Here is a 22,762-nt window from a genome sequence, read left to right as displayed (position 1 = left end):
CCGTTCGGCGCAGCGCGCGACTGCTCACCGTGTGACTGGCGCCACAGCGTCTTCATGTGACTCCGATCTCACTAACGTCTGTGCATAGTTCACTTCACACGCGAGGCGAGGAGCCGGCAGTGTCCACAGCAGAAATCAGTGAGGGGTCGCCGCAAGAGCGACGCACCCCGGATGCCCAGGCATTCATAGACATGCAAGCGAGTCCCGAATTCCAGGAACTCCGAACGCGTCTGCGCAAGTTCGTTTTCCCCATCACTGCATTCTTCCTGCTCTGGTATGCGGTGTACGTCGTCCTGGCTACCTATGCCCACGACTTCATGGCCACCAAGGTCCTCGGCAACATCAATCTCGGCATCATCCTCGGCCTCGGGCAATTCGTCACGACCTTCGCCATCACCGCGTGGTACGTGAAGTTCGCCGGTCGTGAGCTCGATCCCCGCTCCGCCGCCATCCGTGAAGAACTGGAAGGTCCCGCACAGTGATCACCACACTCGCCGCGTCCGGAACGGACGTAGGAAACCCAGCCTTCAACATCGCGATCTTCCTCGCTTTCGTCGTCGTGACCATGACGCTGGTGATCCGCGCCAGCCGGACCACCAAGAAGGCGTCCGACTTCTACACCGGCGGTGGGCAGTTCACCGGCCCGCAGAACGGGTTCGCCATCGCCGGTGACTACCTCTCGGCGGCATCGTTCCTCGGTATCGCAGGTGCGATCGCCGTGTACGGCTACGACGGCTTCCTGTACTCCATCGGCTTCCTTGTCGCCTGGTTGGTTGCACTGCTCCTGGTCGCCGAATTGCTCAGGAACACGGGCAGATTCACGATGGCCGACGTCCTGAGCTTCAGGCTGAAGCAGCGTCCGGTGCGCATGGCGGCGGCCCTGTCCACTCTGGCGGTTTCCCTCTTCTATCTTCTTGCCCAGATGGCCGGCGCCGGTGGACTTGTCGCGCTGCTGCTCAACATCGACGGCAAGGTGGGACAGTCGATCGTCGTCGCGATCGTGGGTGTGCTGATGATCGTGTACGTCTTGGTCGGCGGCATGAAGGGCACCACCTACGTACAGATGGTCAAGGCAGTTCTGCTGGTTGCCGGAGCCGGAATCATGTTCGTACTCGTTCTGTGGGCAGTGCGCGGCAACTTCTCTCAGTTGCTCGCCAATGCGCAGGACATGGTCAACAGTTCCACCACCAAGGGTGTGCAGGGACGCGACATCCTCGGCCCCGGTGCCAAGTACGGTCTTTCCGGAATGACGAAGCTCGACTTCATCTCTCTCGGAATCGCTTTGGTGCTCGGCACCGCGGGCCTGCCGCACGTGCTGATGCGTTTCTACACGGTGCCCACTGCCAAGGAAGCTCGCCGCTCGGTGACCTGGGCGATCGCGCTCATCGGTGCCTTCTACCTGTTCACACTGGTTCTCGGCTACGGCGCGGCCAGCATGGTCGGACCGGACAAGATCTTGGCAGCGCCTGGTAAGGAGAACGCGGCCGCTCCGCTTCTCGCCTTCGAGCTCGGTGGCACCATCTTCCTCGGCATCATCTCCGCGGTGGCGTTCGCGACCATCCTCGCCGTCGTTGCCGGTCTCGCGATCACTGCTTCTGCGTCGTTCGCTCACGACATCTACGCCAGTGTCATCAAGCGCGGCAACGCAACCGAGGAGCAGCAGGTTCGAGTTTCTCGAATCACCGTCGTGGTCATCGGACTCGTCTCCATCGTTCTCGGCATCATGGCGATGGGGCAGAACATCGCCTTCCTGGTGGCCCTCGCCTTCGCAGTGGCGGCCTCGGCGAACCTGCCCACCCTGCTCTACTCGTTGTTCTGGAAGAAGTTCAACACCACCGGTGCGCTCTTCAGCATCTACGGCGGTTTAGTCAGCTGCTTGACGCTGATCGTGTTCTCCCCGGCAGTGTCGGGCAAGCCGTCGTCGATGTTCCCGAACTCCGACTTCGCATGGTTCCCGCTCTCGAACCCCGGCATCGTCTCGATTCCGCTGGCATTCGTCCTCGGCATCGTCGGTACGTACATCGGACGTAACAAGATCGAAGATCCGGCAAAGCAGGCGGAGATGGAAGTTCGCTCCCTCACCGGCGTCGGCGTCGAAAAGGCTGTCAGCCACTAAGAGGGGCAAAGCCCCCGTGCGTCTTTCTGGTACCTCTGGTTACGGAAAAGGCGCACGGGGCTTATTGTTCTGCCATGGCAAAGCTCACAGTGAAAATCGACGTTCCGCTTCCTCCTCAGGAAGTGTGGGACAAGGCGTCCGATCTCAGTGGATACGAAAACTGGCTCGTGGTTCACGACGGATGGCGCAGTGAACTTCCCGAACAACTGGGTGTCGGCACCGAGATCAGCTCGGTCGTGACCGTGAAGGGCCTGCGCAACCGCGTTCGGTGGACCATCAAGAAGTACGACGTCCCGAAGGCGATCTCGCTCAAGGGAGACGGCAAGGGCGGGGTCAAGCTCGGTCTCGAACTCGACGTCAAGGCAAAGGGCGACGGGTCGGAACTCGCGCTGACAGTCGAGTTGGGCGGCGCGCCGTTGTTCGGCCCGATCGGTTCGAGTGTGGCGCGGGCGCTCAAAGGCGATGTGGAGAAGTCGCTGGCCCAGTTTGTCCAGATCTACACCTAAGTTGTAGAGATTTCCACATCGAGCTACTTCACCGCTAACATGAGTTAGGATTCTTTTCGGCGGGATAAACCGGGCATCGGTTGGTTATTGATGCGGGTCCCGCCGGAAAGGATTCGATCAATGTCGTTTCGTCATGGGTACGGCGCACCACCTGCGTCCATGCCTCGATCCGTGCAGGTTCTGATCGGACTCTTGGCAGTAGTCGCAGTCGGTGGAACCGCAGCATTCGCCGTGACGTTCAAAAGCGTCAGCGACAAGGGAGAACTCGGTGTGGGTGCTGTCACAGCTGCGACGGCAACCAGCTGTGAGAACCCGGGGACCGTGACCGTGGCCGCCGATCCGTCGATCGCCTCGGGACTCGAAGCTGTCGCCGCTGCCATCCCCGCTACGGAACTCGGGTGCAGCTCGCTCAGCGTGACGCCGCAAGATCCCGTGCTCACCGTCGCGGCGATCGCCGACGGTTCGGCGCCCGCACTGTGGATCCCTGATTCGAGCGAATGGCTGGACAAGGTTTCGGCTAGCGGGCAGGAGATTCGCCGGATCAGCAACTCGGTCGCGTCCACCCCTGTTGTCACTGTCTCGGCGCCGGGTAGCGAGGCACCCGCCGCTTGGACGGATGTCCTCGGCGGTCCAGCACTGCACATCGGCGATCCCCTCACCAGTGCCGTCTCCAGCGCACCGATCGTGGCAGCCTTTGCCGAGGCCCAGTCGCGGGGCGGTGACCTCACGTCCATTTCGGCAGCCCTGGTCCCGGTGGCGCAAGCGCAGTACAGAAATCTGAAGGAAACCGGTTCGACCGCACGCATCCAAACCGTGGACGCGGACGGCGGGACCGCGGTGACGACCGAGCAGACCTTCGAGGCTTATCTCGCCGCACATGCGGACAGTCGACTCACCGCGTCGGTACCGTCGTCCGGTTCGGTCTTCATGGACTACCCGATGGCAAGTGTGGGTGCAGACTCGTCGGCGGCCGACGCCGGCAAACTGCTGGCGGCAGCGCTGACATCGGACACCGGGCGCTCCGTACTTGCCGGCCTCGGGTTCCGCGGCGCGGATCAGGCCCCACCGGTAGCCGGTGGAGTGGGAAAGGTTGGCTCGCTGGTGCCGTCCGATCCGTCTGTGGTCACCAAAGCGCTTGCGCGGTACGAGATTCTGTCCAGGCCTTCCCGCGCGCTGGCAGTTGTCGACGTCTCGGGGTCCATGGACTACATGCAGGACGGGGTCACTCGAATGGCCGCGACGGCGCAGGCCGGTGACATCGCGATCCGAATGTTTCCTGCCAACGCACAATTGGGTCTCTGGGCGTTCTCCGTAGACCTCGGTGACGGGACGGACTACCGCGAACTCGAACCTGTCGCCCGTATGGATGCAACTGAAGGTGGCACGGATCATCGGAGCAAACTGCTGTCTCGGATCGACAACCTCTCTTCGATCGTCGGCGGCGGAACAGGTTTGTACGACAGCGTTCTCGCCGCGTATCGGTCCATGCAACAGTCCTGCGATCCGGCCTCGATCAATTCGGTGATTCTGCTTACCGACGGTGCCAACGACGATCCGTCGGGTATCGCCCTGCAGGAACTTCTCGACACCCTGACTCGCGAGCAGGACCCGACGCGGCCGGTACCGATCATCACCATCGGTGTCACCGATGATGCCGATACCGATGTGCTCGAGCAGATTTCGACTCTCACCGGCGGTAACAGTCACTTCGCTCCGACACCGGCAGACATCCCGAAGGTCTTCGTCGGCGCGATCAGTGGGCGCGCCGGCTGAACTACTCGAGGACTGGCGCGTCGGCGCTGTCCGTGATCCATTCGGTTGCGAGTCTCTCGAGGGTGCCGTCGGCGTAGAGCGCATCCACGGCGGCAGAGACGCACGCCGTCAGAGGACTGTTCTTCTCGAGCACGAACCCGAAGAATTCGGTGACCGCGTTGGGCCGCGGAAACTGACCCACGATGACCGACCCGGGCAGTTCGTTCTCGGTGATGTGAAATCCGGTCGGGATGTCGACGACCAATGCGTCGATCTCGCCCGCGGCCAGCGCAGCTTTCGCGTCGTCCGTGGTCGCGAACTCGCGTGGCGCAGTGGTCGGAACAATCGTGTCGGTGATCGCCGCGAGGCTGGTGGAACCGGTCTGAGCGCCCAAACGGTAGCCGGCCAGATCCGCAAGATTCTTTGCCTCAGCGGCTTTGCTCCCGCGCGAGGCGATCACCGACTGCGCCACTGCGTAATACGGCGAGCTGAAGTCGACGTTCTCGCGGCGATCCCCGGAAACCGTGAACTGATTGACGTCGAAGTCGAAATCCTTGGGGCCTGGTTTCAGTGCGTCGTTGAAGGCGACCGTGGTGAAGCGAACCTGATCGGCGTTGTACCCGAGTTTGTCGACGACGGCCCGGGCCACCGCCCCCTCGAAGCCCTTGCCGTTGGACGGAGTGTTGTCGACGAACCACGGCGCGTACGCCGGCGAATCGGTGGCGATGGTCAAGACACCGTCTTCGAGGGTGGTCCCGCTCTGGGGTCCGCACTTGTCCACGGCGGTGGTCGAGGGCAGTTTGGTGAATGCCTCGGGAACCGTGGTCGTGGTGTCCGCTGCCGCAGGTGCCTCCGGCTGCGACGAACACGAGCCCAACAAGATCGAGCAAGCGAAGATCGCGGTCACGGCAACAGCGCGTCGTGTCATAGGCACAAGGCCATCTTGCCTGTTTGTCCGGTACGGACGTGACGGGGGTCTCGTGTGAGCGGAGTTCACGCAGCTGAGCGTCGTAGTGCAAGGCGCTCCGACGGTGTCGTCCCACCCCATACTCCGTGTGGTTCAGCGGTGTCGAGTGCAAAGGTCAGGCAGTCCCGAATGACCGGGCAGCGGAAGCACACCTGCTTCGCGGAACTCTCCCGTGCAGCCCGATTGCGTCCGCGCTCTTCACCCGGCGAATAGAACACCGCCGGGTCCACTGTTTTACAGGTGGCGAACATCCGCCAGTTGTTGTCCACCAACGGCTCCACGGAACTGCGAACTGTCATCGTGGTCTCCTCTCCCATCGAGAATCCAGTCTTGCCCGTGGCCTGGCGCAGCGGCAGGTTTCCGATCCATCAGATTTCTACTGCCAGACGCAGCGCTATCCAGCACAATGAGGAGATGGCAACGACGGATCGGGGTCAGATCACGCTCGATGGCACAACGGTGTCCGTGACCAATCTGGGCAAGATTCTCTACCCCGAGAGCGGCACCACGAAGGCCGAAGTCATCGACTACTACACCCGTATCGCCGCAGTCATGCTTCCGCATGTCGTCGGTAGACCGGGTACTCGAAAGCGTTGGCCCAATGGCGTGGACGGTCAGTCCTTCTTCGAGAAGAACCTGGCGTCGTCTGCCCCGCAGTGGCTCACGCGTGCGTCGCTGCAACATTCTGATCGTGTCGTCACTTACCCGGTCTTCGATTCCGTTGCATCCCTGGCGTGGCTGGGGCAGCAGGCCGCACTCGAATTGCATGTTCCCCAATGGCGATTCGACGGTTCCGAGCGTGGTCCGGCGACACGGCTGGTATTCGATCTCGACCCGGGCGAAGGCGTCGGATTGACCGAGTGCGCCGAGGTGGCGAGGTCGATTCGAGATCTGGTCGCAACTCTGGGGTGGACTGCCTATCCGGTAACCAGTGGTAGCAAGGGAATTCACCTCTACGTTCCACTGGATCGAGCCTTGGACGGCAGCGGTGCGTCGACTGTCGCCAAGCAGATCGCCACCGGACTCGAGAAGCTTCACCCGGATCTCGTCACCGCGACGATGGCTCGAAATGTGCGGGCAGGCAAGATTTTCGTGGACTGGAGTCAGAACAACGCAGCCAAGACAACCATTGCGCCGTACTCGATGCGCGGTCGCGATCAACCCTATGTTGCCGCGCCGCGCAGTTGGGACGAACTCGACGATCCGAAACTACGGCATCTGTTGTTCGACGAGGTTCTGGAGCGCGTCGAATCCGATGGTGATCTGCTGGGCGATCTGGATCCGCCGGTCTCGGCGGCTGTAGCCGACACGTTGACGCACTATCGCAACAAGCGGTCGGCCGACCGGACGCCGGAGCCGATCCCTGCTGCGGTGACGAAGGAGACAGCGGGCAATACCTTTGTGATTCAGGAACATCACGCCAGACGATTGCATTACGACGTTCGTCTGGAGCGGGATGGTGTGCTCGTGTCCTGGGCTGTTCCGAAGGGCGTGCCGACCAGTGCCGGAGAGAATCGGTTGGCCGTGCACACCGAGGATCACCCGCTCGAGTACGCCACGTTCTCGGGCACGATTCCGAAGGGGGAGTACGGCGGCGGTTCGATGACGATTTGGGATTCCGGGACGTACGAGACCGAGAAGTGGCGTGAAGACGAGGTGATCGTGCGCCTCAGTGGGAAACGGGTGCAGGGACGCTTCGCGCTGATCCGGACGAAGGGTGACCAGTGGTTGATGCATCTGATGAAGGATCAGAACGCGAGTTTCGGAACGGAGTTTCCCAAGAATCTCGAGCCGATGCTTGCCACCGCTGGAACGCTCGAAGGTCTCGACTCGCAGGAGTGGGCTTTCGAAGGTAAGTGGGACGGGATCCGAGTGATTCTCGAATATCATTCGGGCACAATGTCACTTCGCAGTCGCGCGGGTAACGACAAGACCGGGGACTATCCCGCCCTTGCCGGGTTGGCCGAGGTGCTGGACGGTCATGACGTGGTTCTCGACGGTGAAGTGGTGGCGTACAACGACGCGGGGGGCACCGATTTCGGTCTTCTCCAGCGAGGTGGGGAGCCGGTGTTCCTGGCCTTCGATCTTCTGTACCTCGACGGAGTGTCTTTGCTGCGGAAATCCTACTCGGACCGGCGCACCGTGTTGAATGCGTTGGCGGGCAAGGTCGGTGAGCTCGAGGTACCTCCACAGATCGAGGGCACGGCGGAGAACGCGTTGGAGGTGAGTACCGATGCCGGATGGGAAGGGATTGTCGCCAAACGTCGTGCATCGGTCTACCTTCCGGGGCGGCGTGGGTCGAGTTGGATCAAGGTGAAGAACTGGCGCACTCAAGAGGTGGTGATCGGAGGGTGGCGCACCGGGCAGGGCAATCGAGCACAGGGGATCGGGGCGCTGCTCATGGGAATTCCGGGTGAGGATGGATTGACCTACGTGGGACGCGTCGGTACCGGCTTCAGTGATCGCGACTTGGAGTCTTTACTTGCGACACTGGAACCGCTGCGTCAGAAGGAAAGTCCGTTCGGGGAGGAACTGCCCGCCGACGACCGCAAGGGAGCAGTGTGGGTGAAACCGGAACTCGTCGGTGAGGTGCGGTTCATGGATTGGACGAAGACCGAGCGTCTGCGTCATCCGAGTTGGCGAGGTCTGCGGGAGGACAAGAAACCGGGCGACGTGGTGCGGGAATCAGTGCAATGACGGCCAACGCACCGACGAACGCGACTGCGGCACAGATTTGGATTCCGGTACTCATTGCCGAGGTGTAAGCCTGGTTCGCTGCGTCGGTCAAGGCACTCGCGGGGGGAGCGCCGGCATGGATCTGCGCCGGATCGGCTGTGGAAGTGTCGACTCCGGGTTCGAAGCGGGACCGGAAAACGGTGGCTACGACCGTCCCGATGACGGCGACGCCCAGAACTCCACCCAACTCTCGCACGACGCTGTTGATCGAACTGGCCATCGAAGCCTGCTGGGGCGCAACCGAAGACATCGACGTGGTTGTGGCCGGAGCCATGACCAACCCCATCCCCGCGCCGACCAGTGCCATGATCGCAGCCAGGATTCCGAACGGTGCGTACCTATCTGCTGCGATCGACAAGACCAACAGTCCCGCGGACATGACTGCGAGACCGCTCGCGATCGAACTGCGCACGCCGAATCGGCCGACCATACGATCGCTGCTGGAGGCGACAGTCGCCATCACTATCGCAAACGGAACTGCACCGACGCCGGCGACCAATGGACCGTAACCACGAACTAATTGGAGGTATTGCGTGTACGTGAAGAGAACTCCGAAAAGGGCGAAGAACGTTACGGCCAAGATGGCATTGGAGATGCTGAACACTCGGCTGGTGAAGATGCGCACGTCTGTCATCGGCGCCGGGGCCCGCAGCTCCCACCAGACGAACCCGGCGAGAAGTGCTGTTGCGCTGACGATCTCCAGCACCGTGATGGGCGACGACCATCCGCGAAGGCTTGCCTGGGTGAGGGCATCCACGATCAAAGCCAGTCCGCCGGCGGACAACAGGAGTCCGGGGATGTCGAAGGAACCCTTGATCATTCCTCCTACTGAGGGCACAAGAGAAACCGTCGCGGCTATCACAACGGCGACCAGTGGGACGTTTATCCAGAAGACGCTTCCCCAACTGAAATGTTCGAGAAGTACGCCACCGGCCACGGGGCCGATCGCGATTCCCAGTCCGGCGGTTGCAGACCAGATTCCTATCGCCCGGCCTCTCTCGTGCGGGGCGAACATCGAGACGACAAGTGACAGCGTCGCCGGCATGACCAGTGCGGCGGCTGCCCCCATCACTGTTCTCCAGCCGATCAGCTGCAACGACGTGTGAGAGAGGGCAGCGAAGGCTGACCCGAGAGCGAACAAGGTGAGGCCGGTCAGAAGTATCCGACGGTGACCGAATCTCGCGCCGAGTCCACCTGCCGTGATGAGCAAGGCGGCGAACGCCAATGTGTATGCGTTGGTGATCCATTGCAGGTCGACGGTGGTCGCCCGCAGTTCGCGGGCAAGGGTCGGGATAGCGGTGTTGAGGATGGTGTTGTCGATCGTGACTACGACGAGGGATGTGCAGAGGGCGCCCAATGCTGCCCATCGTCGCCGGTCAGTGGGGTCGAGGGAATTCATCATGTCCTTACGAATGTAACCTTACGAATGTTTAGTGATGAGAACGTACCCCCTCGCCTTACATGTGTAAAGTTTGTCGGGTGAGTGATGTTTCCGAAGATGCCGATGAAACTGGGACGAGTGGTTCTCGGAGTACTCGCGCCCGAAATCCGAGAGGAAGCGGCGCACGGCTCCGCGGAGAGATCGTCGCCGCAGCGGCGACGCTCATCGCCCGCACCGGATCGGATCAGGCGGTGACGCTCCGATCAGTCGCTCGCGAAGTCGGGATATCCGCACCATCTATCTACGGACACTTTTCCGATCGCGATGCCATTGTCGAAGCGGTGGTCTCCGAATCGCTGGAGCAGTTGCATCTCGCCGTGGCCGACGCCGTTTCCGCACACCCCGACCCGGTCGAGGGTCTGTATGCCGGGTGCTCGGCATACGTCGAGTTCGGCATTTCCGAGCCCGCTCGGTATCGGGTCTTGTTCGGGTGGTCCAGGCCGAAAGGTCAGTCACCACAATCGGATACGCGAGGACTGGCCGCCTTCAACACGCTGGTGACCAACCTCGACGCGTGCGTCGCCGCTGGGAGGTCGGCCAGCACAGACACTTTTGTCGATGCGGTATCGATCTGGACTTCGCTGCACGGACAGGTGATGTTGCGGGCCGATCTTCCGGAATTCCCGTGGCCGTCGACCGACACCGTCGGTGAGATGGTGAGGAGCCTTGCGCGGCTTGTGAACTGACGCCTCAACCGTTTGCTGATCGGCAACCAGGCGAGGTCTGATCCAGCATCGTGAGATAGGCATCGAGCTGAGCCGCGCCGGCGAGAAGGTTGCGACTGCGTGTGGTCAGCCGGTCCTGCCAGGATTCGAGGAACGCTGACAATGCGTCTGCTCCGCCGGCCTCGCGCAGCGAATCGAGAAACTGGGCGACTTGCGACAGCCGATAGCCACCGCGCCGCAGCTGCCGTGCGATCTCGGCGTCGCGCACACACTCCGAACCGTATTCGCGATAACCCGTTGCCTGTTCGCGCTCGGGGCGCAGGATGCCATGCTCTTCCCACGTGCGCAGTGTCGCCGGGTGAACGCCGAGACGGCGCGCCAGCTCACCCACCGTCAGCGCTGGACCGTGCACCAGTGCCGGTGCCATGGTGGACAGAGTCCCCAGCGCTGTGGCTACCTCGGTGCGAGTTCCTCGCTCGGCGAGCAGCGTCACGTGCGCACTGTCGATCAGGCGGTAGGCGGACTCGGTGTCGCCCTGGTTGGTTGCCCGCATGATTTCCGTGGCCCGCTGGTGCCCGTGACCGCCGCGCAATGCGAGGAAAGTGCGCAGGGCTTGCGCGTGCACTGGGGTGTATCGCCGGTAGCCGTAAGTGCTGCGCTCGGTCGGAGGGAGGATGCCGGCATCGTCGTAGTTGCGGATCGCCTGTGCGGACAACCCGTGTTCACGGGCAAGGTCGATGGGCCGCACTGATCACCTCCGATTGAGGCTTTTCACGGTATACCCCAGGTAATTGTTGTAAAAGTTTCACTCGAATCTTCAACGATACTGTCGAAGGCAGTCCACCTTCGAAAGGGATGATCATGTCCACTGCCCCAGCGCTGAGTGAGTTCGGCCGCCAACTCGAAGACGCGGCAAGTCTTGGTCGTGCGGTCGACGAACTGCTCGCCACGCTAACCGAGGTGCCGACTCTGCTCGCCCTCGGCGAGCCGACTCATGGGATCAAGGCTTTTCCGTTGCTGCGCAACGAACTTCTCGGCCAACTGGTCGAACGAGGATATCGGTCGATCGTGCTCGAAACAGATGTCTTTGCGGCTTTGCTCGTGAACGACTACGTGAACGGGGGAGAGGCGGACATCGAGAAGGTGCTCGACACAGGCTTCAGCCACGGATTCGGTGCGGTACCGGGTAACCGCGAACTCGTCGAATGGCTACGCGAGTACAACCACGGCCGCGCTCCGGCTGACCGAGTTCGCTTCTACGGCTTCGACGCTCCGGTGGAGTACTCCGGTGCACCGAGCCCGCGCCGCGCACTGTCTGCGGCAGGTGACTTCCTGCCCGCCGCGTTGCGGCCACAATCTCTCGACGACGCCGACCTTTTACTGGGTCAGGACGCCGACTGGACCAACCCGGCGGCGATGTTCGATCCGGCTGCGTCCGTCGGCAACTCCGATCATGCTCGCGCTCTGCGCATCATTGCGGACGACCTCGGCAGCGTCCTGCGGCGCGCCGCACCAGTGCTGCGACCCGACGACCCGGCCGGGTACGACCTGGCCCTTGCACATTCACGCACCGCTCTGGGGCTCTTGCGCTATCACTCCGCGATGGCGAGTTCCGCTCCTGATCGCATTGGAACACTGCTCAGTCTGCGTGCCGAGATGATGGCCGAGAACCTGCTGGCGGTCGTCGCCCAGGAGCAGCGACGCGGGCCTAGCCTGCTGTTCGCACACAATGCCCATCTCTTGCGAGTGCCGTCCGACATGCCGGTCAACGGCGACGTGGTCAGTTGGGGGAGCGCCGGCTCACTTGTCGGACTTGTCCTCGGGGAGCGTTACGTATTTTTGGCAACCGACGCCAACCCCGACAGTGATCCGGGCACTCTGCAGGGAGCGTTGGCCGATGCGACCGGTCGGCGTGCCCTGTTCTCGACTCCGGCCCTGCGAGCCGCGCTCGGCCCGTCGATCACCGCGGGAGAAGCGATCCTGCCAGGGCATCTGCCGCTGAAACCTTCGGAGTTGGACGGCGCCGACGCGGTCATCTTCGTCGCGGATACCGACGGGCAGCGTCATCAGTACTGGTAACAGCGTCAGGGGCAGAGCGCGTGCGAGAGTATCGCGACGGTGTCCGGCTGGTCCTTCGGCGTCGACGTCAGCGTCACAGTGAACGCGCGGTCCGGCGTCGCGCCGGACAGTGTGTAGTACCCGTAGATCCCGCCACTGTGGCCGGTATAGGTGACGCCGCAGGGAAGTTCGGTGGCGCCGACGCCCATCCCGTACCCGAGTCCCTCGGCTTCGGTGGCGGCGACCTGAGGGGTGGTCATCTCGGCAAGCTGCTCGGCCGGCACCACCTGCCCGTCGAGTAGTGCACGCCAGAAGGTGTTCAGGTCTGTGCCCGTCGAGACCATCGCTCCGGCAGACCAGGGGATCGACGGTTCCGTGCGGGAAACGTCGGTCAGGCCACCGTCGAGATCCTGATAGCCCGTCAGGTGATCGCCCCTGATGTCGAGCTCACCGGCCGGCGGGAGGTACGTGTCTTCCAAGTCCAGCGGATCGAGTATCCGAGACCGGAGTTCATCGGCGTAGCTGCGGCCACTCACGGATTCGACGAGCATTCCGAGAACGATGTAGTTGGTGTTGGTGTAGACGAACGACGTTCCGGGGACGAATTGCGCCGGTTTGCCGAGGGCGATGGCGACCGCGGCGGACGGCGTCAGCGTTCGGTTCTCGTTTGCGGCAATCCATTCGTCGGCGCCGGGTTCTCCGGCGAACTCGGGTAGGCCGCTGCGATGTTGCAACAGTTGCCGCACGGTGATTGCGCTACCGTCTGTGCCACTGCCGTCCATGTCACTGCCGTCCATGTCACTGCCGTGCAGTAGGCCCGGGAGGTACTGCTCGATCGGTGCGTCGAGGTCGACCTTGCCCTCGGCGACCAATTGCAGAACGAGCGAAGCTGTGAATGTCTTTGTCACACTTCCGATCCGGACGCGATCATTCTTGCCGATCGAATCGCCGTTGGTCCGGTTGGGCACGCCGCTGGTCATGACAGCCGTCGTGGTGCCGTCGTCGAGTGTTGCGATCGACCCGACGACACCCGACCTGGTGAGCCCGTCGAGATCCGATTGAATCTCCACTGCGCGCTGGAGCGTCGAGCAACCGATCAGCGCCGTGGTGGCTCCGATGATGACCGCGGCGACAAGGAGGTATGAGCGCATGATTTCGAATCTAGGGATCCGCCGGCTCCGACGGATCCAGGAAATCCCCGATTATTCCCTGATCTTTGCCAGGCCGGGACGTAAGGCCTGTTTGTCGAAAACCGACAAATGGGATCAATGATTCCTGTCCGAACACCACGTCTACGCCGTTAACATCCGAACGAAGTGTTTGTTTTCACGTGTCTTACCAGTTCACGGCTATCGAGGTGCGCTGCCGCGCGCCGAAACGACTCCCACGAAGGACGGATGCATGAAGAAGTCGACACTCCGCACGGGAACGGTCGCTGCTCTGCTGACCGGAAGCGTCCTGTTGCTCTCCGCTGCCCCCGCCTCGGCCGACCCGGGGAGCCTCGGCAGCGGCGGCAGTAGCGGGAGCTCCGGCAGCCTGGGAAGCGCAGGAAGCATCAGCAGCGGATCAGCCGCCCTCCCCATTCCGAGTCCGGCAGGCCTGATCGCGCTGGCAGCAGCGAGCACTCAGACCGGAAAGCCCTACCAATGGGGCGGAGTCGGGCCGAACTCGTGGGACTGCTCCGGGCTGGTGCAATGGGCGTTTCGGCAGGCCGGAGTGAATCTGCCAAGGACCAGCCAACAGCAGGCCAACGTCGGACAGCCGGTTCCTCGGTGGGCCCTCGCGCCCGGCGACGTCATCACCTTCTACCCCGGTGCGACGCACGTCGGCATCTACGCCGGATTCGGAATGGTGTTCAACGCCTACGGAGTTGGTGTTCCGACCGGACTGACGCCGCTGGCGGATCTGCCGATCAACAACATCCGCAGATTCTAGAACCTGCACAGAACCTTCACAAGTCCTCCCAGGTTCATCCACGAGGGCCGAATACAGTCAGTTCCATGAGTCAGCGAAGAGTGCTCGTGGTCGACGACGAGGTCAGCATCTGCGAGTCCATCGCGGCGAGGCTGCGTGCCGAGGGCTACGACGTCGAGCTGGCGTTCGACGGTCCCAGCGCGGTGGCCCGCTGCGAGCAGATGGATGCCGACCTAGTGGTGCTCGACGTGATGATGCCGGGATTCGACGGCCTCGAAGTTTGCCGCCGCATCCAGGCCGTGCGCCCGGTGCCCGTGCTGATGTTGACCGCTCGCGCCGATGAAACGGACATGCTGATCGGTCTCGGCGTCGGGGCCGACGACTATCTGAGCAAGCCGTTCAGCATGCGTGTGCTCGTCGCCCGGGTGCAGGCTCTGCTTCGGCGTGCGGATCGCGCGGAGCACGCTGCTCGCCCGGTGGCCGACCTCCTCGAGTTCGGTGACGTCGTGATCGACCTGACCGAACGTCGAGTGCGCCGTGATGCGCAAGAAGTTCACCTGACTCGCACCGAATTCGATCTCATCGCCTATCTGGCGGAGCGGCCGCGAGCCGCGATCCCGCGGGAGTCGCTGCTCGAGGAGATCTGGGGCTGGGGTGAGGGAGCGGGCAGTCGGACCGTCGACAGCCACGTCAAGGCGCTGCGACGCAAGCTCGGACCTTCCGTGATCCGGACCGTTCACGGCGTCGGGTACGCCTGGGACGTGCCGCGATGAGCGTCGTCGACCGTCTTTTTGCACGGTGGCCGCGGCCGCTGGACCCGATGCGGTCCTTCAAGGTGAAGGTCGGCCTCCTGGTTGTCGCAGCACTGGTGTTCGCCGCGGGTGGTTTCTGGCTGACGTCGCAACAACCGTTTCGTTTTGCTCTACTGACGGCGTTGGTTGTCGCTCTAGGCGTTACGCAGGTGCTCGCACACGGGATGACGTCACCGCTTCGCGAGATGACGGCCGCGGCGAAGGCGATGGCGCGCGGCGACTATTCGCGGCGAGTACGAGCGACTTCCAGAGACGAAGTAGGCGAACTCGCCCATGCGTTCAATCGGATGGCCGAGGACCTCGGGGCCGACGACCGGTACCGCCGCGAGTTGATCGGCAACGTCTCCCATGAACTGCGCACGCCCATCACCGCTTTGCAAGCCATGCTCGAGAACGTCGTCGACGGTGTCGAAGAACCGGATCCGGCGATGATGAAATCGGCGCTGCGGCAAACGGAACGACTGGGCGCGCTGGTAGCCGACCTTCTCGATCTCTCGAAACTCGAGGGTGGCGCAATGCCGTTGAAACGCCGCCGTTTCGAGGTCGAGCCGTTCCTACGCGAGCTGTCGAGTGTGAGTGCGGGCGACATCGAGATAGACGTCAAGCCTCCACAATTGTCCGTGGTCGCCGATCCGGATCGCCTCCACCAGGTGGTGACCAACCTGGTGGACAACGCGGTTCAGCACGGGAACGTCGACACCAAAGTTGTGATCCGAGTACGTACCGGCAGCGCGGGGGAGTTGGTGCTCGACGTCCACGACGACGGCCCCGGCATCGAACCACAGGCCCGTGAGCGAGTGTTCGACCGCTTCATCCGCGGCGGCTCGACCGACGGAGGCACCGGACTCGGCCTCGCGATCGCGAAGTGGGCGGTCGAATTACATGACGGCAGGATTGCCGTCGTCGATGCCCCGTCGGGTTGTTGCATTCGAGTAGTGCTGCCGCAGAACTGAATCAAAGTCCCTGACGAGATCGAGAGATCTCGCGATGGCGCGTGTCTTCATCGGCATTCGTCTGTACTTCCGACCCTGAAAATTGAACCAGACACATAGGAGATCACATGAGCGCTCCGATAGTAATTCCACCGAAACCGCCGATGCCGGCCGTAAAACCCAAGCGTCCCAGCCGGTTCTGGCGTCCCGATCGCACGTCGATGGCCACCCGCTCGATGCTCCTCGGCGCGGCCGGAGTAGGGGTGCTTGCGGCGCTGATCCTCGACCCAGGGTTCGCGAGTATCGCGTACGTGATCGTGGGTGCCGGTGTGGTGATCGTCTTCGGGATTCTGACGCCGCCGCGGATGACCGTGACGCAGTGGGTCGCCGCCATCGGGATGCTCGCACTGCTGGGTGTTGCCGCCGTTCGCGGTGCGGAGTGGTTGGTGTTCCTCTGCGTCGTGGTTGCGTGGGTTCTGTTCACGTGGACTCTGATCGGCGGGCGGACGTGGACCGGGATACTTCTGGGAACGTTCGCTCCCTGGCGGGCACCGCACCGGACGGTCAACTTCGTTCGTCGTCGAAAGCTCGCTACCCGCTCTGCTCCGCGGGTGCCGGCGGCGCGAGTTGTCGTCGTGAGCGCAGTATCGATTCTTCTCCTGTTGATTTTCGGATCTTTGTTCGTGAGTGCGGATCCGGAGTTCGCGAAGATCTTCGACGGCTTCGCTCCTGCCATCTCGGTGTCGAACCCGGGAGCACGGATCTTTGCCGGCGTCGTGATGGCGTTCGGCACGCTGGTTGCGGTGTATCTGCGCCGCAGAACGCCGACGGTGGACGCGTTTGCACCTGCGCAGGCGACGCCGTTGCCGATGTGGGAGTGGGCGGTCCCGCTCGGAGTACTCAACGTGCTGTTCCTCGGTTTTGTTGCAGTACAGACGAAGACGCTGTTCGGGGGAGACGAGCACGTACAGGTGACCGATGGACTGACCTATGCGGACTATGCGCGTGAGGGTTTCTGGCAGCTCATGGCGGTTACCGTGCTGACGCTGCTCGTCATCGCCGTCGCAGTGCGGTACATCGACCGCCGCGACGCTGGATCGAGGCGTCTTGCCCGCGGACTGCTGGGTGCCCTGTGTGTTTTCAGCCTGGTGATCGTGGCGTCCGCTGTGCACCGGATGTGGTTGTACGAGAATCAGTACGGTTTCACGGTGCTCCGGGTCAGCGTCTTCGCGACCGAGCTGCTTCTTGGCTTCGTGTTCGTGTTGTTGCTCGTCGCAGGTATTCGGATGTCCGGGAAGTGGCTGCCCACAGCTGTTCTCGCCACTTCGGCCGTCGCGCTGCTGGCCTTCGCGGTGTTCAACCCCGACGCGTACATCGCGCAAAAGAACGTGGAACGGTTCGAGGGCGGCAAGAGCATCGACGTTTCCTACTTACGCGGGCTCTCCGTCGACGCGGTACCTGCCTTGGATCGTCTACCGGAACCGCAGCGTTCATGTGCCTTGAGCAGATATCGATTCGGAGTGCCGGGCACCACTGCGCCCTGGGAGTTCAACGCAGCGCGTGAGAAGGCCCGCGACATCCTGGAAGCTCGCCCGGTGGGGCCGTGCCTGCAGATGTACACGGTCGGATAGACGCAGGGCGATTGTGCAGCCGCACGGCAGATATCGCGCGAGGCTGCACAATCGGCGAGCGTCGCCTGGTCGATCAGTGCACGGCGAGTGAGATTTTCTCCCGTTCCTCTGCGGACACCACATCTCGGGTGGATCGTAAGTCGACGATCACGCTGTGGAGTTTGCCGCCGTAGCGGAACGTGCCCTTGTCCGCGAACTCTTCCGCGACCGGGCTTCCCCGGTTGATGCCGACGTCGAGCTGTTCGTTCATGCTGAAGATCGCCCGAGTGGTCTTCTCGATCCGGCCTTCGGAGACCACCTCGTCGTCGACGCTCAGGGTTGCGGTTCCACCCTTGCCGATTCCGCCGCCGTCGTACTCGAAGTGGACGGACACCTCGCGTGCATTGGGTGCCAGCGGGTTGCGCCCACGCAGGAAGGTCCGACCACCGCCGCTGAAGTTGTAGCAGTAGACGGGGACGGAATCGAGTATGTACAAAGCGAATCCGCCGAACCGGCCACCGAGGCTGACCAGCATGCCGTCGGCGACGCTACCCAGACTTGCGGTCAGCGTGTACGAGCGGTTGAAGAACGTCGGCGCGGCTTTCTCGACCAGACCGTTCATGTGTGGGTACAGCGTGAGGGTCTTGCGGCCCATCATCGGATGCGGGGGTCGTGATTCCGCGGTGGCGTGGCGACCGACCGTTCTGTCGTCCAGCGGCAGCACCTGATATTTGGCCGCCTCGACGAGGAACTTTTCCTTGAGCCGGGCGAGGATCTCGGGATGCTCGTCCGCGAGATCGCGGGCCTGCGACCAGTCGACCGAGGTGTCGTACAGCTCCCAACGGTCCTCGCTCATCGGTGTGATCTCGAGGCCGTGAGTGGCCATCAGCCAGGGTGCGCGGTGGGCCGTGACTGCGGTCCAACCGTGATCGTAAATTCCGCGGTTGCCGAAGATCTCGAAATACTGTGTGGTGTGGCGCTCTTCGGCATCGGGCTCGGCGAAGGTGTAGTTCATCGCCACGCCTTCCATCGGTTTCTGGGTGACCCCGTCGACGCTGGTCGGTGCCGGAATACCGGCAGCTTCCAGGATTGTCGGCGTGATGTCGACGCAGTGATGCCACTGCTCCCTGATTCCTGGCTTGTTGATCCCCTTGGGCCAGTGGGTGATCAGACCGTTTCGGGTACCGCCGTAATGGGACGCAACCTGCTTGGCCCACTGGTAAGGGGTGTCGAGAGCCAGAGCCCACGACGCCGGATAGTGCGGGTAGCTGGTTTCGGTCCCCAATTCGTCGTAGCGCGCCAGTACGTCGGATGTCGCACTCTTGTAACCGTTGAGGCCGGCGAGGTAGTTGAACGAGCCCTCCATTCCGCCTTCCGCGGAAGCGCCGTTGTCACCCATCATGTAGAGCACCAGAGTGTTGTCGAGTACACCCATGTCCTGCAACCGGTCGACGAGCCTGCCTACCTCGTCGTCGGTGTGCTCGAGAAATGCCGCGTACAACTCCATCAGACGGGCCGAGACCTTCTTCTGGTCGTCGTCGAGTTCGTCCCAGTGTGGGAGCCCCGGAGCCCACGGGGCCAATTCGGTATCAGGAGCGACGACGCCCAGTTCCTTCTGCTTTTGGAGGGTGATCTCGCGTTGGCGATCCCACCCGTGATCGAATTCGCCGACGTACTTGTTCAGGTATCGGTCCGGAACCTGGAGTGGAGCGTGGCACGCGCCGAAGGGGAGATAGCAGAACCACGGCTTGTCGGGGTCCATCGTGTTGACGCCCTCGATCCATTCGATCGCGTGGTCGACGAGATCCTCTGACAGGTGGTAACCCTCCTGTGGTGTCTTGGGTAAGTCGACCATCGTGAAGTCCTCGTAGAGAACCGGGGTGAACTGGTCGGACTCGGCACCGAGGAAACCGTAGAACTTGTCGAAACCCTCACGGACCGGCCACCGATCGAACGGCCCGGCAGCGGTGGTCTCCCACGTCGGGGTCTGGTGCATCTTGCCGAAAGCACCTGTCGCATAGCCGTTTCCCTGTAGGACGCGTGCGACCGTGGCGGCAGAGGCGGGGCGGGTCCCGTTGTATCCCGGTGCCGCGTTGGCCATTTCGGAGATGACACCCATACCGACACTGTGGTGGTTGCGCCCGGTCAGTGTGGCGGCACGCGTCGGCGAGCACAGAGCCGTGGTGTGGAATCGGCTGTATTTCACGCCGGTTTCGGCCAAACGCTCGGCGGTGGGGGTGCGGCACGGGCCACCGAACGCGGAGGGTGCGCCGAATCCGACGTCGTCGATCATGATCAGCAGCACGTTCGGGGCCCCGGCCGGCGGGCGAAGCGGTTCCGGGCGGGTGTACGGGGGATTCTGATCGGGGTAGTACACGGCGGCCGCGACGTTCGGCGTCTCGGGAATGATCGGAATGGAATGGCGATTCACCAGCAGGCTCCTTGGCGTGTGCAAAACCGGGCGGATTAAGCAGTCGTCTTAATCTGGAGCGTATCGATCGGAATTCAGTTGGCGGCGCATGTCTCGTTGACTGGGACAACTACCCCCGTGAGTGGTTAAGGAGTCCCTGCACTCCCTAACCGCGCACAGGGGATGGGGCTTGCGGAATTAAGACAGTGACTTATATGGTCGGTGTATGCCTGCCTCGTTGGATGCCAAGAACGCCATGATCGCCGTCGCCGAGCGGATGTTCGCCGAGCAAGGTATTCACGAAGTGTCCATGCGGGACGTGGCGACTGCGGCCGGGCAGCGCAACAACTCTGCAGTTCAGTATCACTTCGGTGGGCGAGACGGTCTGGTGCTGGCCGTATTCCGGCATCGGATGGATCAGATCAACGCAGCGCGACTGACGTATCTCGACGACATCGACGCCAGTGGGCGGACCGACTTGGTCCGTGCTTTGGTCGAAGCCTTTCTGTACCCGCTGGCAGATTTTCTGGCGACGGTCGACGGTTCCAACTATGCGAGGTTCATTGCCCGAATCTCACCGTCGGTGGATACGCAGAGTGCTGAGTTCCGCGAGGTCAGCGAGGGGATCAACGAAGTTGTCGTCAGGTTGACGCGGGCGTTGCCGCATCTATCTCGCCGCGTCGCGGTCGAACGGATCGATCTGACGTTCAACATGAGCGTCTCCGCTCTGGCAATCTTCGAGCAGCGCCGCGAAGACGAAAACCCGGTTGTGCAGGCAGATTTCGATACGACAGTGGATCATCTGGTCGATCTCGCGGTAGGAGCACTGACCGCGCCCCAAAGCGCACACAAACGTACACGAGCAAAGCGGGTGCACGCGTCGACTGACGTGTGACCCCGCGACACGACACGACAGGACGGAGTCATTCGATGGCTACCCTTACATCCTCACGAACAGTCCAAATCGGCAATCACACAATCGAATTCGGACCACGCGGAATGAGGCGAAACCCGGAAGGCGTTGAATCGAGGCCGTACGAGCGGTTCACTCTGACACCCGTCACACCGTTCATCGGTGCCGAGATCAGCGACATCGACCTGCATGATCCGTCGGAGGAGCAGATCGAGGACGTGCGTCGGGCCCTCCTCGAATGGAAGGTCGTGTTCTTTCGGGACCAGCCGATTTCGAGCGTGAATCATCGTGACTTCGCGGCCCATTGGGGTGAACTCGAGGTTCATCCACTTCTCCCGCAGGGAGAGGTCCCGGCAGTCGTCAGATTCGAACGCGGAGAGGACAGTCCAGGAACGGAGAACATCTGGCACGTCGACGTCACCTGGACGAAGACGCCGCCGCTCGGTTCAGTACTTCGGGCGATCGACGTACCGCCTGCCGGTGGTGACACGCTCTGGGCCGATATGGGTAACGCCTTCGACTGCCTCCCCGACGAGATCAAGGACTTGATCGACGGCAAGGACGCCATCCACGATTTTGTACCGTCCTTCGGACGCGGCATGAGCCCGGAGAAGTTGGAGCAGATGAAGGAGCAGTACCCGCCGGTTCTGCATCCGATGGTGCGTAAGCATCCGGAGACCGGGCGTAAAACTCTGTTCGTCAACAGCCTCTTCACCACCCACATTCCGGATATGGATCCTGTCGAAGGCAACGATCTGCTCAACCTATTGTTCGCGCAGGTCAAGGTCCCGGACTTTCAGTGCCGCTTCAAGTGGGCGCCGAATTCCATTGCCTTCTGGGACAACCGGGCCACCCAGCACTACGCTGCGAGCGACTACTTCCCGCATCGTCGCGTCATGGAGCGGGTGGCCATCCTGGGGGACGTGCCCTTCTGATCTACTCCTGCGGAATGCGGATGATGCACCGGAAGCCGACGTGGCAGGTCGAGGACTCCTCGGATTCGCCCTGCCGCGCGGCGGGGCGGTATCGCAAGCAGTAGTTCGGTGCACACAGATGTGAGCCGCCTTTGATCACCCGTCGTGCGTAGGGTTCGCCCACCAACGCCTCCGTGGCGAACTCCGCTCGGGGATTACGAGGAATGCAGCACGACGAGGCCGGCGCGACGTTCTTGGAACTGTGGGCGTGGTCGGACGTGTAGTGATCGGCCGTCCATTCCCACACGTTCCCGGCCATGTCGAACAGTCCGTAGCCGTTGGGCCGGAACTTTCCGACCGGAGCGGTGCGCTCGTAACCGTCCTCGAGCAGATTCTCCCAGGGGAACTGGCCCTGCCACACGTTGCCACCGGGCCGCCCGCCCGGAGAGTCGTGATCGCCCCACACGTACGCCTGGCGATCGAGTCCACCGCGGGCGGCAAACTCCCACTCGGCCTCGGTCGGGAGTTCCTTGCCGGCCCACGCGGCATAGGCCTGGGCGTCGAAGTACGACACGTGGGTGACGGGGTGCCGTTCACGTCCCCCGATGTTGCTGTCGGCGCCCTCGGGATGGCGCCAATCGGCGCCGGGAGTGAACGACCACCACTGGGTGTAGTCGTCAAGTGAAACCGGGCCGGGTGGCGAATTGAAGACCAACGATCCCGGGACGAGGAGGGCTGGATCGGCGTCGGGATAGTCGGCGGCATCCGGGGCGATTTCAGCAGTGGTGACGTGGCCGGTTGCCTTCACGAAGCGTCGGAACTCGGCGACCGTCACCGCCGTCGTGTCCATCCAGAATCCGTCGACTGTGACCTGGTGAACTGGGCGTTCTTCCGGATAGAAGTCTTCGGAGCCCATCCAGTACGTCCCACCCGGGATCAAAGACATGTTCTTCGGTGGAGTTGCCGTGGAGTGAGGCGTCGTCATGAATTCAAGAATGGCACGTTGGTCACGCCGA

General features: G+C 62.6%; 20 protein-coding genes. 13 read left to right on the top strand and 7 right to left on the bottom strand.

Features of this window, described 5'->3' with window-relative positions:
• The first annotated feature begins 119 nt into the window (after positions 1-119).
• The 4 genes from RA302_RS22105 to RA302_RS22090 all read left to right on the top strand — a co-directional run bounded on the left by RA302_RS22105 (position 120) and on the right by RA302_RS22090 (position 4,395).
• The gene (locus RA302_RS22105) at positions 120-482 is read left to right on the top strand and encodes a DUF485 domain-containing protein (RefSeq protein ID WP_003939976.1); all 363 of its coding nucleotides are present in this window, start codon (positions 120-122) and stop codon (positions 480-482) included.
• Positions 479-2,116, top strand: coding sequence for a cation acetate symporter (locus RA302_RS22100; protein WP_003939876.1), 1,638 nt, complete (start codon positions 479-481; stop codon positions 2,114-2,116). Before RA302_RS22105 ends, RA302_RS22100 begins: the two co-directional genes overlap by 4 nt.
• A 74-nt stretch (positions 2,117-2,190) precedes the next feature.
• Positions 2,191-2,622, top strand: a complete 432-nt coding sequence (locus tag RA302_RS22095; RefSeq protein ID WP_003939735.1) for an SRPBCC family protein — start codon at positions 2,191-2,193, stop codon at positions 2,620-2,622.
• A 120-nt stretch (positions 2,623-2,742) separates the two neighbouring features.
• Entirely contained in the window at positions 2,743-4,395 is a 1,653-nt protein-coding gene (locus tag RA302_RS22090; protein WP_338478017.1) for a substrate-binding domain-containing protein, read from the top strand.
• A gap of 1 nt (position 4,396) precedes the next feature.
• Here RA302_RS22090 and RA302_RS22085 read toward each other — a convergent pair whose 3' ends face one another.
• Positions 4,397-5,302, bottom strand: coding sequence for a transporter substrate-binding domain-containing protein (locus RA302_RS22085; RefSeq protein WP_030534940.1), 906 nt, complete (start codon positions 5,300-5,302; stop codon positions 4,397-4,399).
• A gap of 65 nt (positions 5,303-5,367) precedes the next feature.
• Positions 5,368-5,640, bottom strand: a complete 273-nt coding sequence (locus tag RA302_RS22080) for a WhiB family transcriptional regulator (protein WP_050654722.1) — start codon at positions 5,638-5,640, stop codon at positions 5,368-5,370.
• 115 nt (positions 5,641-5,755) lie between these two features.
• Here RA302_RS22080 and RA302_RS22075 point away from each other — a divergent pair, with 115 nt between their 5' ends.
• Complete coding sequence (locus tag RA302_RS22075; RefSeq protein ID WP_030534939.1) at positions 5,756-8,038, top strand: ATP-dependent DNA ligase; 2,283 nt, start codon at positions 5,756-5,758, stop codon at positions 8,036-8,038.
• Here the strand turns inward: RA302_RS22075 and RA302_RS22070 are convergent.
• Positions 7,938-9,479: an MFS transporter gene (locus RA302_RS22070; RefSeq protein WP_030534938.1), complete on the bottom strand. Its 1,542-nt coding sequence runs from the start codon at positions 9,477-9,479 to the stop codon at positions 7,938-7,940. The genes RA302_RS22075 and RA302_RS22070 overlap by 101 nt on opposite strands.
• Positions 9,480-9,556: 77 nt before the next feature.
• Here RA302_RS22070 and RA302_RS22065 point away from each other — a divergent pair, with 77 nt between their 5' ends.
• The gene (locus RA302_RS22065) at positions 9,557-10,204 is read left to right on the top strand and encodes a TetR/AcrR family transcriptional regulator (RefSeq protein WP_003940096.1); all 648 of its coding nucleotides are present in this window, start codon (positions 9,557-9,559) and stop codon (positions 10,202-10,204) included.
• A gap of 4 nt (positions 10,205-10,208) precedes the next feature.
• Here the strand turns inward: RA302_RS22065 and RA302_RS22060 are convergent, their stop codons facing one another.
• Positions 10,209-10,931, bottom strand: coding sequence for a MerR family transcriptional regulator (locus RA302_RS22060; protein WP_030534937.1), 723 nt, complete (start codon positions 10,929-10,931; stop codon positions 10,209-10,211).
• 107 nt (positions 10,932-11,038) lie between these two features.
• Here RA302_RS22060 and RA302_RS22055 point away from each other — a divergent pair, with 107 nt between their 5' ends.
• Entirely contained in the window at positions 11,039-12,262 is a 1,224-nt protein-coding gene (locus RA302_RS22055) for an erythromycin esterase family protein (RefSeq protein WP_080712667.1), read from the top strand.
• 5 nt (positions 12,263-12,267) lie between these two features.
• On the opposite strand, the gene RA302_RS22050 is transcribed toward RA302_RS22055, so the two are convergent.
• Positions 12,268-13,392, bottom strand: a complete 1,125-nt coding sequence (locus RA302_RS22050) for a serine hydrolase domain-containing protein (protein ID WP_030534935.1) — start codon at positions 13,390-13,392, stop codon at positions 12,268-12,270.
• Positions 13,393-13,642: 250 nt separating this feature from the next.
• Here RA302_RS22050 and RA302_RS22045 point away from each other — a divergent pair, with 250 nt between their 5' ends.
• The 4 genes from RA302_RS22045 to RA302_RS22030 all read left to right on the top strand — a co-directional run bounded on the left by RA302_RS22045 (position 13,643) and on the right by RA302_RS22030 (position 17,530).
• The gene (locus RA302_RS22045; RefSeq protein ID WP_029255974.1) at positions 13,643-14,176 is read left to right on the top strand and encodes an NlpC/P60 family protein; all 534 of its coding nucleotides are present in this window, start codon (positions 13,643-13,645) and stop codon (positions 14,174-14,176) included.
• 65 nt (positions 14,177-14,241) lie between these two features.
• Positions 14,242-14,928, top strand: a complete 687-nt coding sequence (locus RA302_RS22040; RefSeq protein ID WP_003940586.1) for a response regulator transcription factor — start codon at positions 14,242-14,244, stop codon at positions 14,926-14,928.
• Positions 14,925-15,920 (top strand): HAMP domain-containing sensor histidine kinase, encoded by a 996-nt coding sequence (locus RA302_RS22035; RefSeq protein ID WP_007727705.1) that lies wholly within the window; start codon positions 14,925-14,927, stop codon positions 15,918-15,920. The genes RA302_RS22040 and RA302_RS22035 overlap by 4 nt, the downstream gene beginning before the upstream one ends.
• A gap of 107 nt (positions 15,921-16,027) precedes the next feature.
• Positions 16,028-17,530: a DUF4173 domain-containing protein gene (locus RA302_RS22030; RefSeq protein WP_030534934.1), complete on the top strand. Its 1,503-nt coding sequence runs from the start codon at positions 16,028-16,030 to the stop codon at positions 17,528-17,530.
• Between the two features lie 73 nt (positions 17,531-17,603).
• Here RA302_RS22030 and RA302_RS22025 read toward each other — a convergent pair whose 3' ends face one another.
• The gene (locus RA302_RS22025) at positions 17,604-19,940 is read right to left on the bottom strand and encodes an arylsulfatase (RefSeq protein ID WP_030534933.1); all 2,337 of its coding nucleotides are present in this window, start codon (positions 19,938-19,940) and stop codon (positions 17,604-17,606) included.
• Between the two features lie 205 nt (positions 19,941-20,145).
• Here RA302_RS22025 and RA302_RS22020 point away from each other — a divergent pair, with 205 nt between their 5' ends.
• Positions 20,146-20,814, top strand: coding sequence for a TetR family transcriptional regulator (locus RA302_RS22020; protein WP_030534932.1), 669 nt, complete (start codon positions 20,146-20,148; stop codon positions 20,812-20,814).
• 35 nt (positions 20,815-20,849) lie between these two features.
• A complete protein-coding gene (locus tag RA302_RS22015; RefSeq protein WP_030534931.1) occupies positions 20,850-21,767 on the top strand; it encodes a TauD/TfdA family dioxygenase in 918 nt (305 codons plus the stop codon).
• Between the two features lies 1 nt (position 21,768).
• Here RA302_RS22015 and RA302_RS22010 read toward each other — a convergent pair whose 3' ends face one another.
• A complete protein-coding gene (locus RA302_RS22010) occupies positions 21,769-22,731 on the bottom strand; it encodes a formylglycine-generating enzyme family protein (RefSeq protein WP_037125552.1) in 963 nt (320 codons plus the stop codon).
• Positions 22,732-22,762 lie beyond the last annotated feature (31 nt).

Source organism: Rhodococcus sp. DN22, from assembly GCF_036669995.1.
GTDB lineage: Bacteria > Actinomycetota > Actinomycetes > Mycobacteriales > Mycobacteriaceae > Rhodococcus_F > Rhodococcus_F erythropolis.
This window is presented reverse-complemented; position numbering and strand designations above follow the sequence as displayed.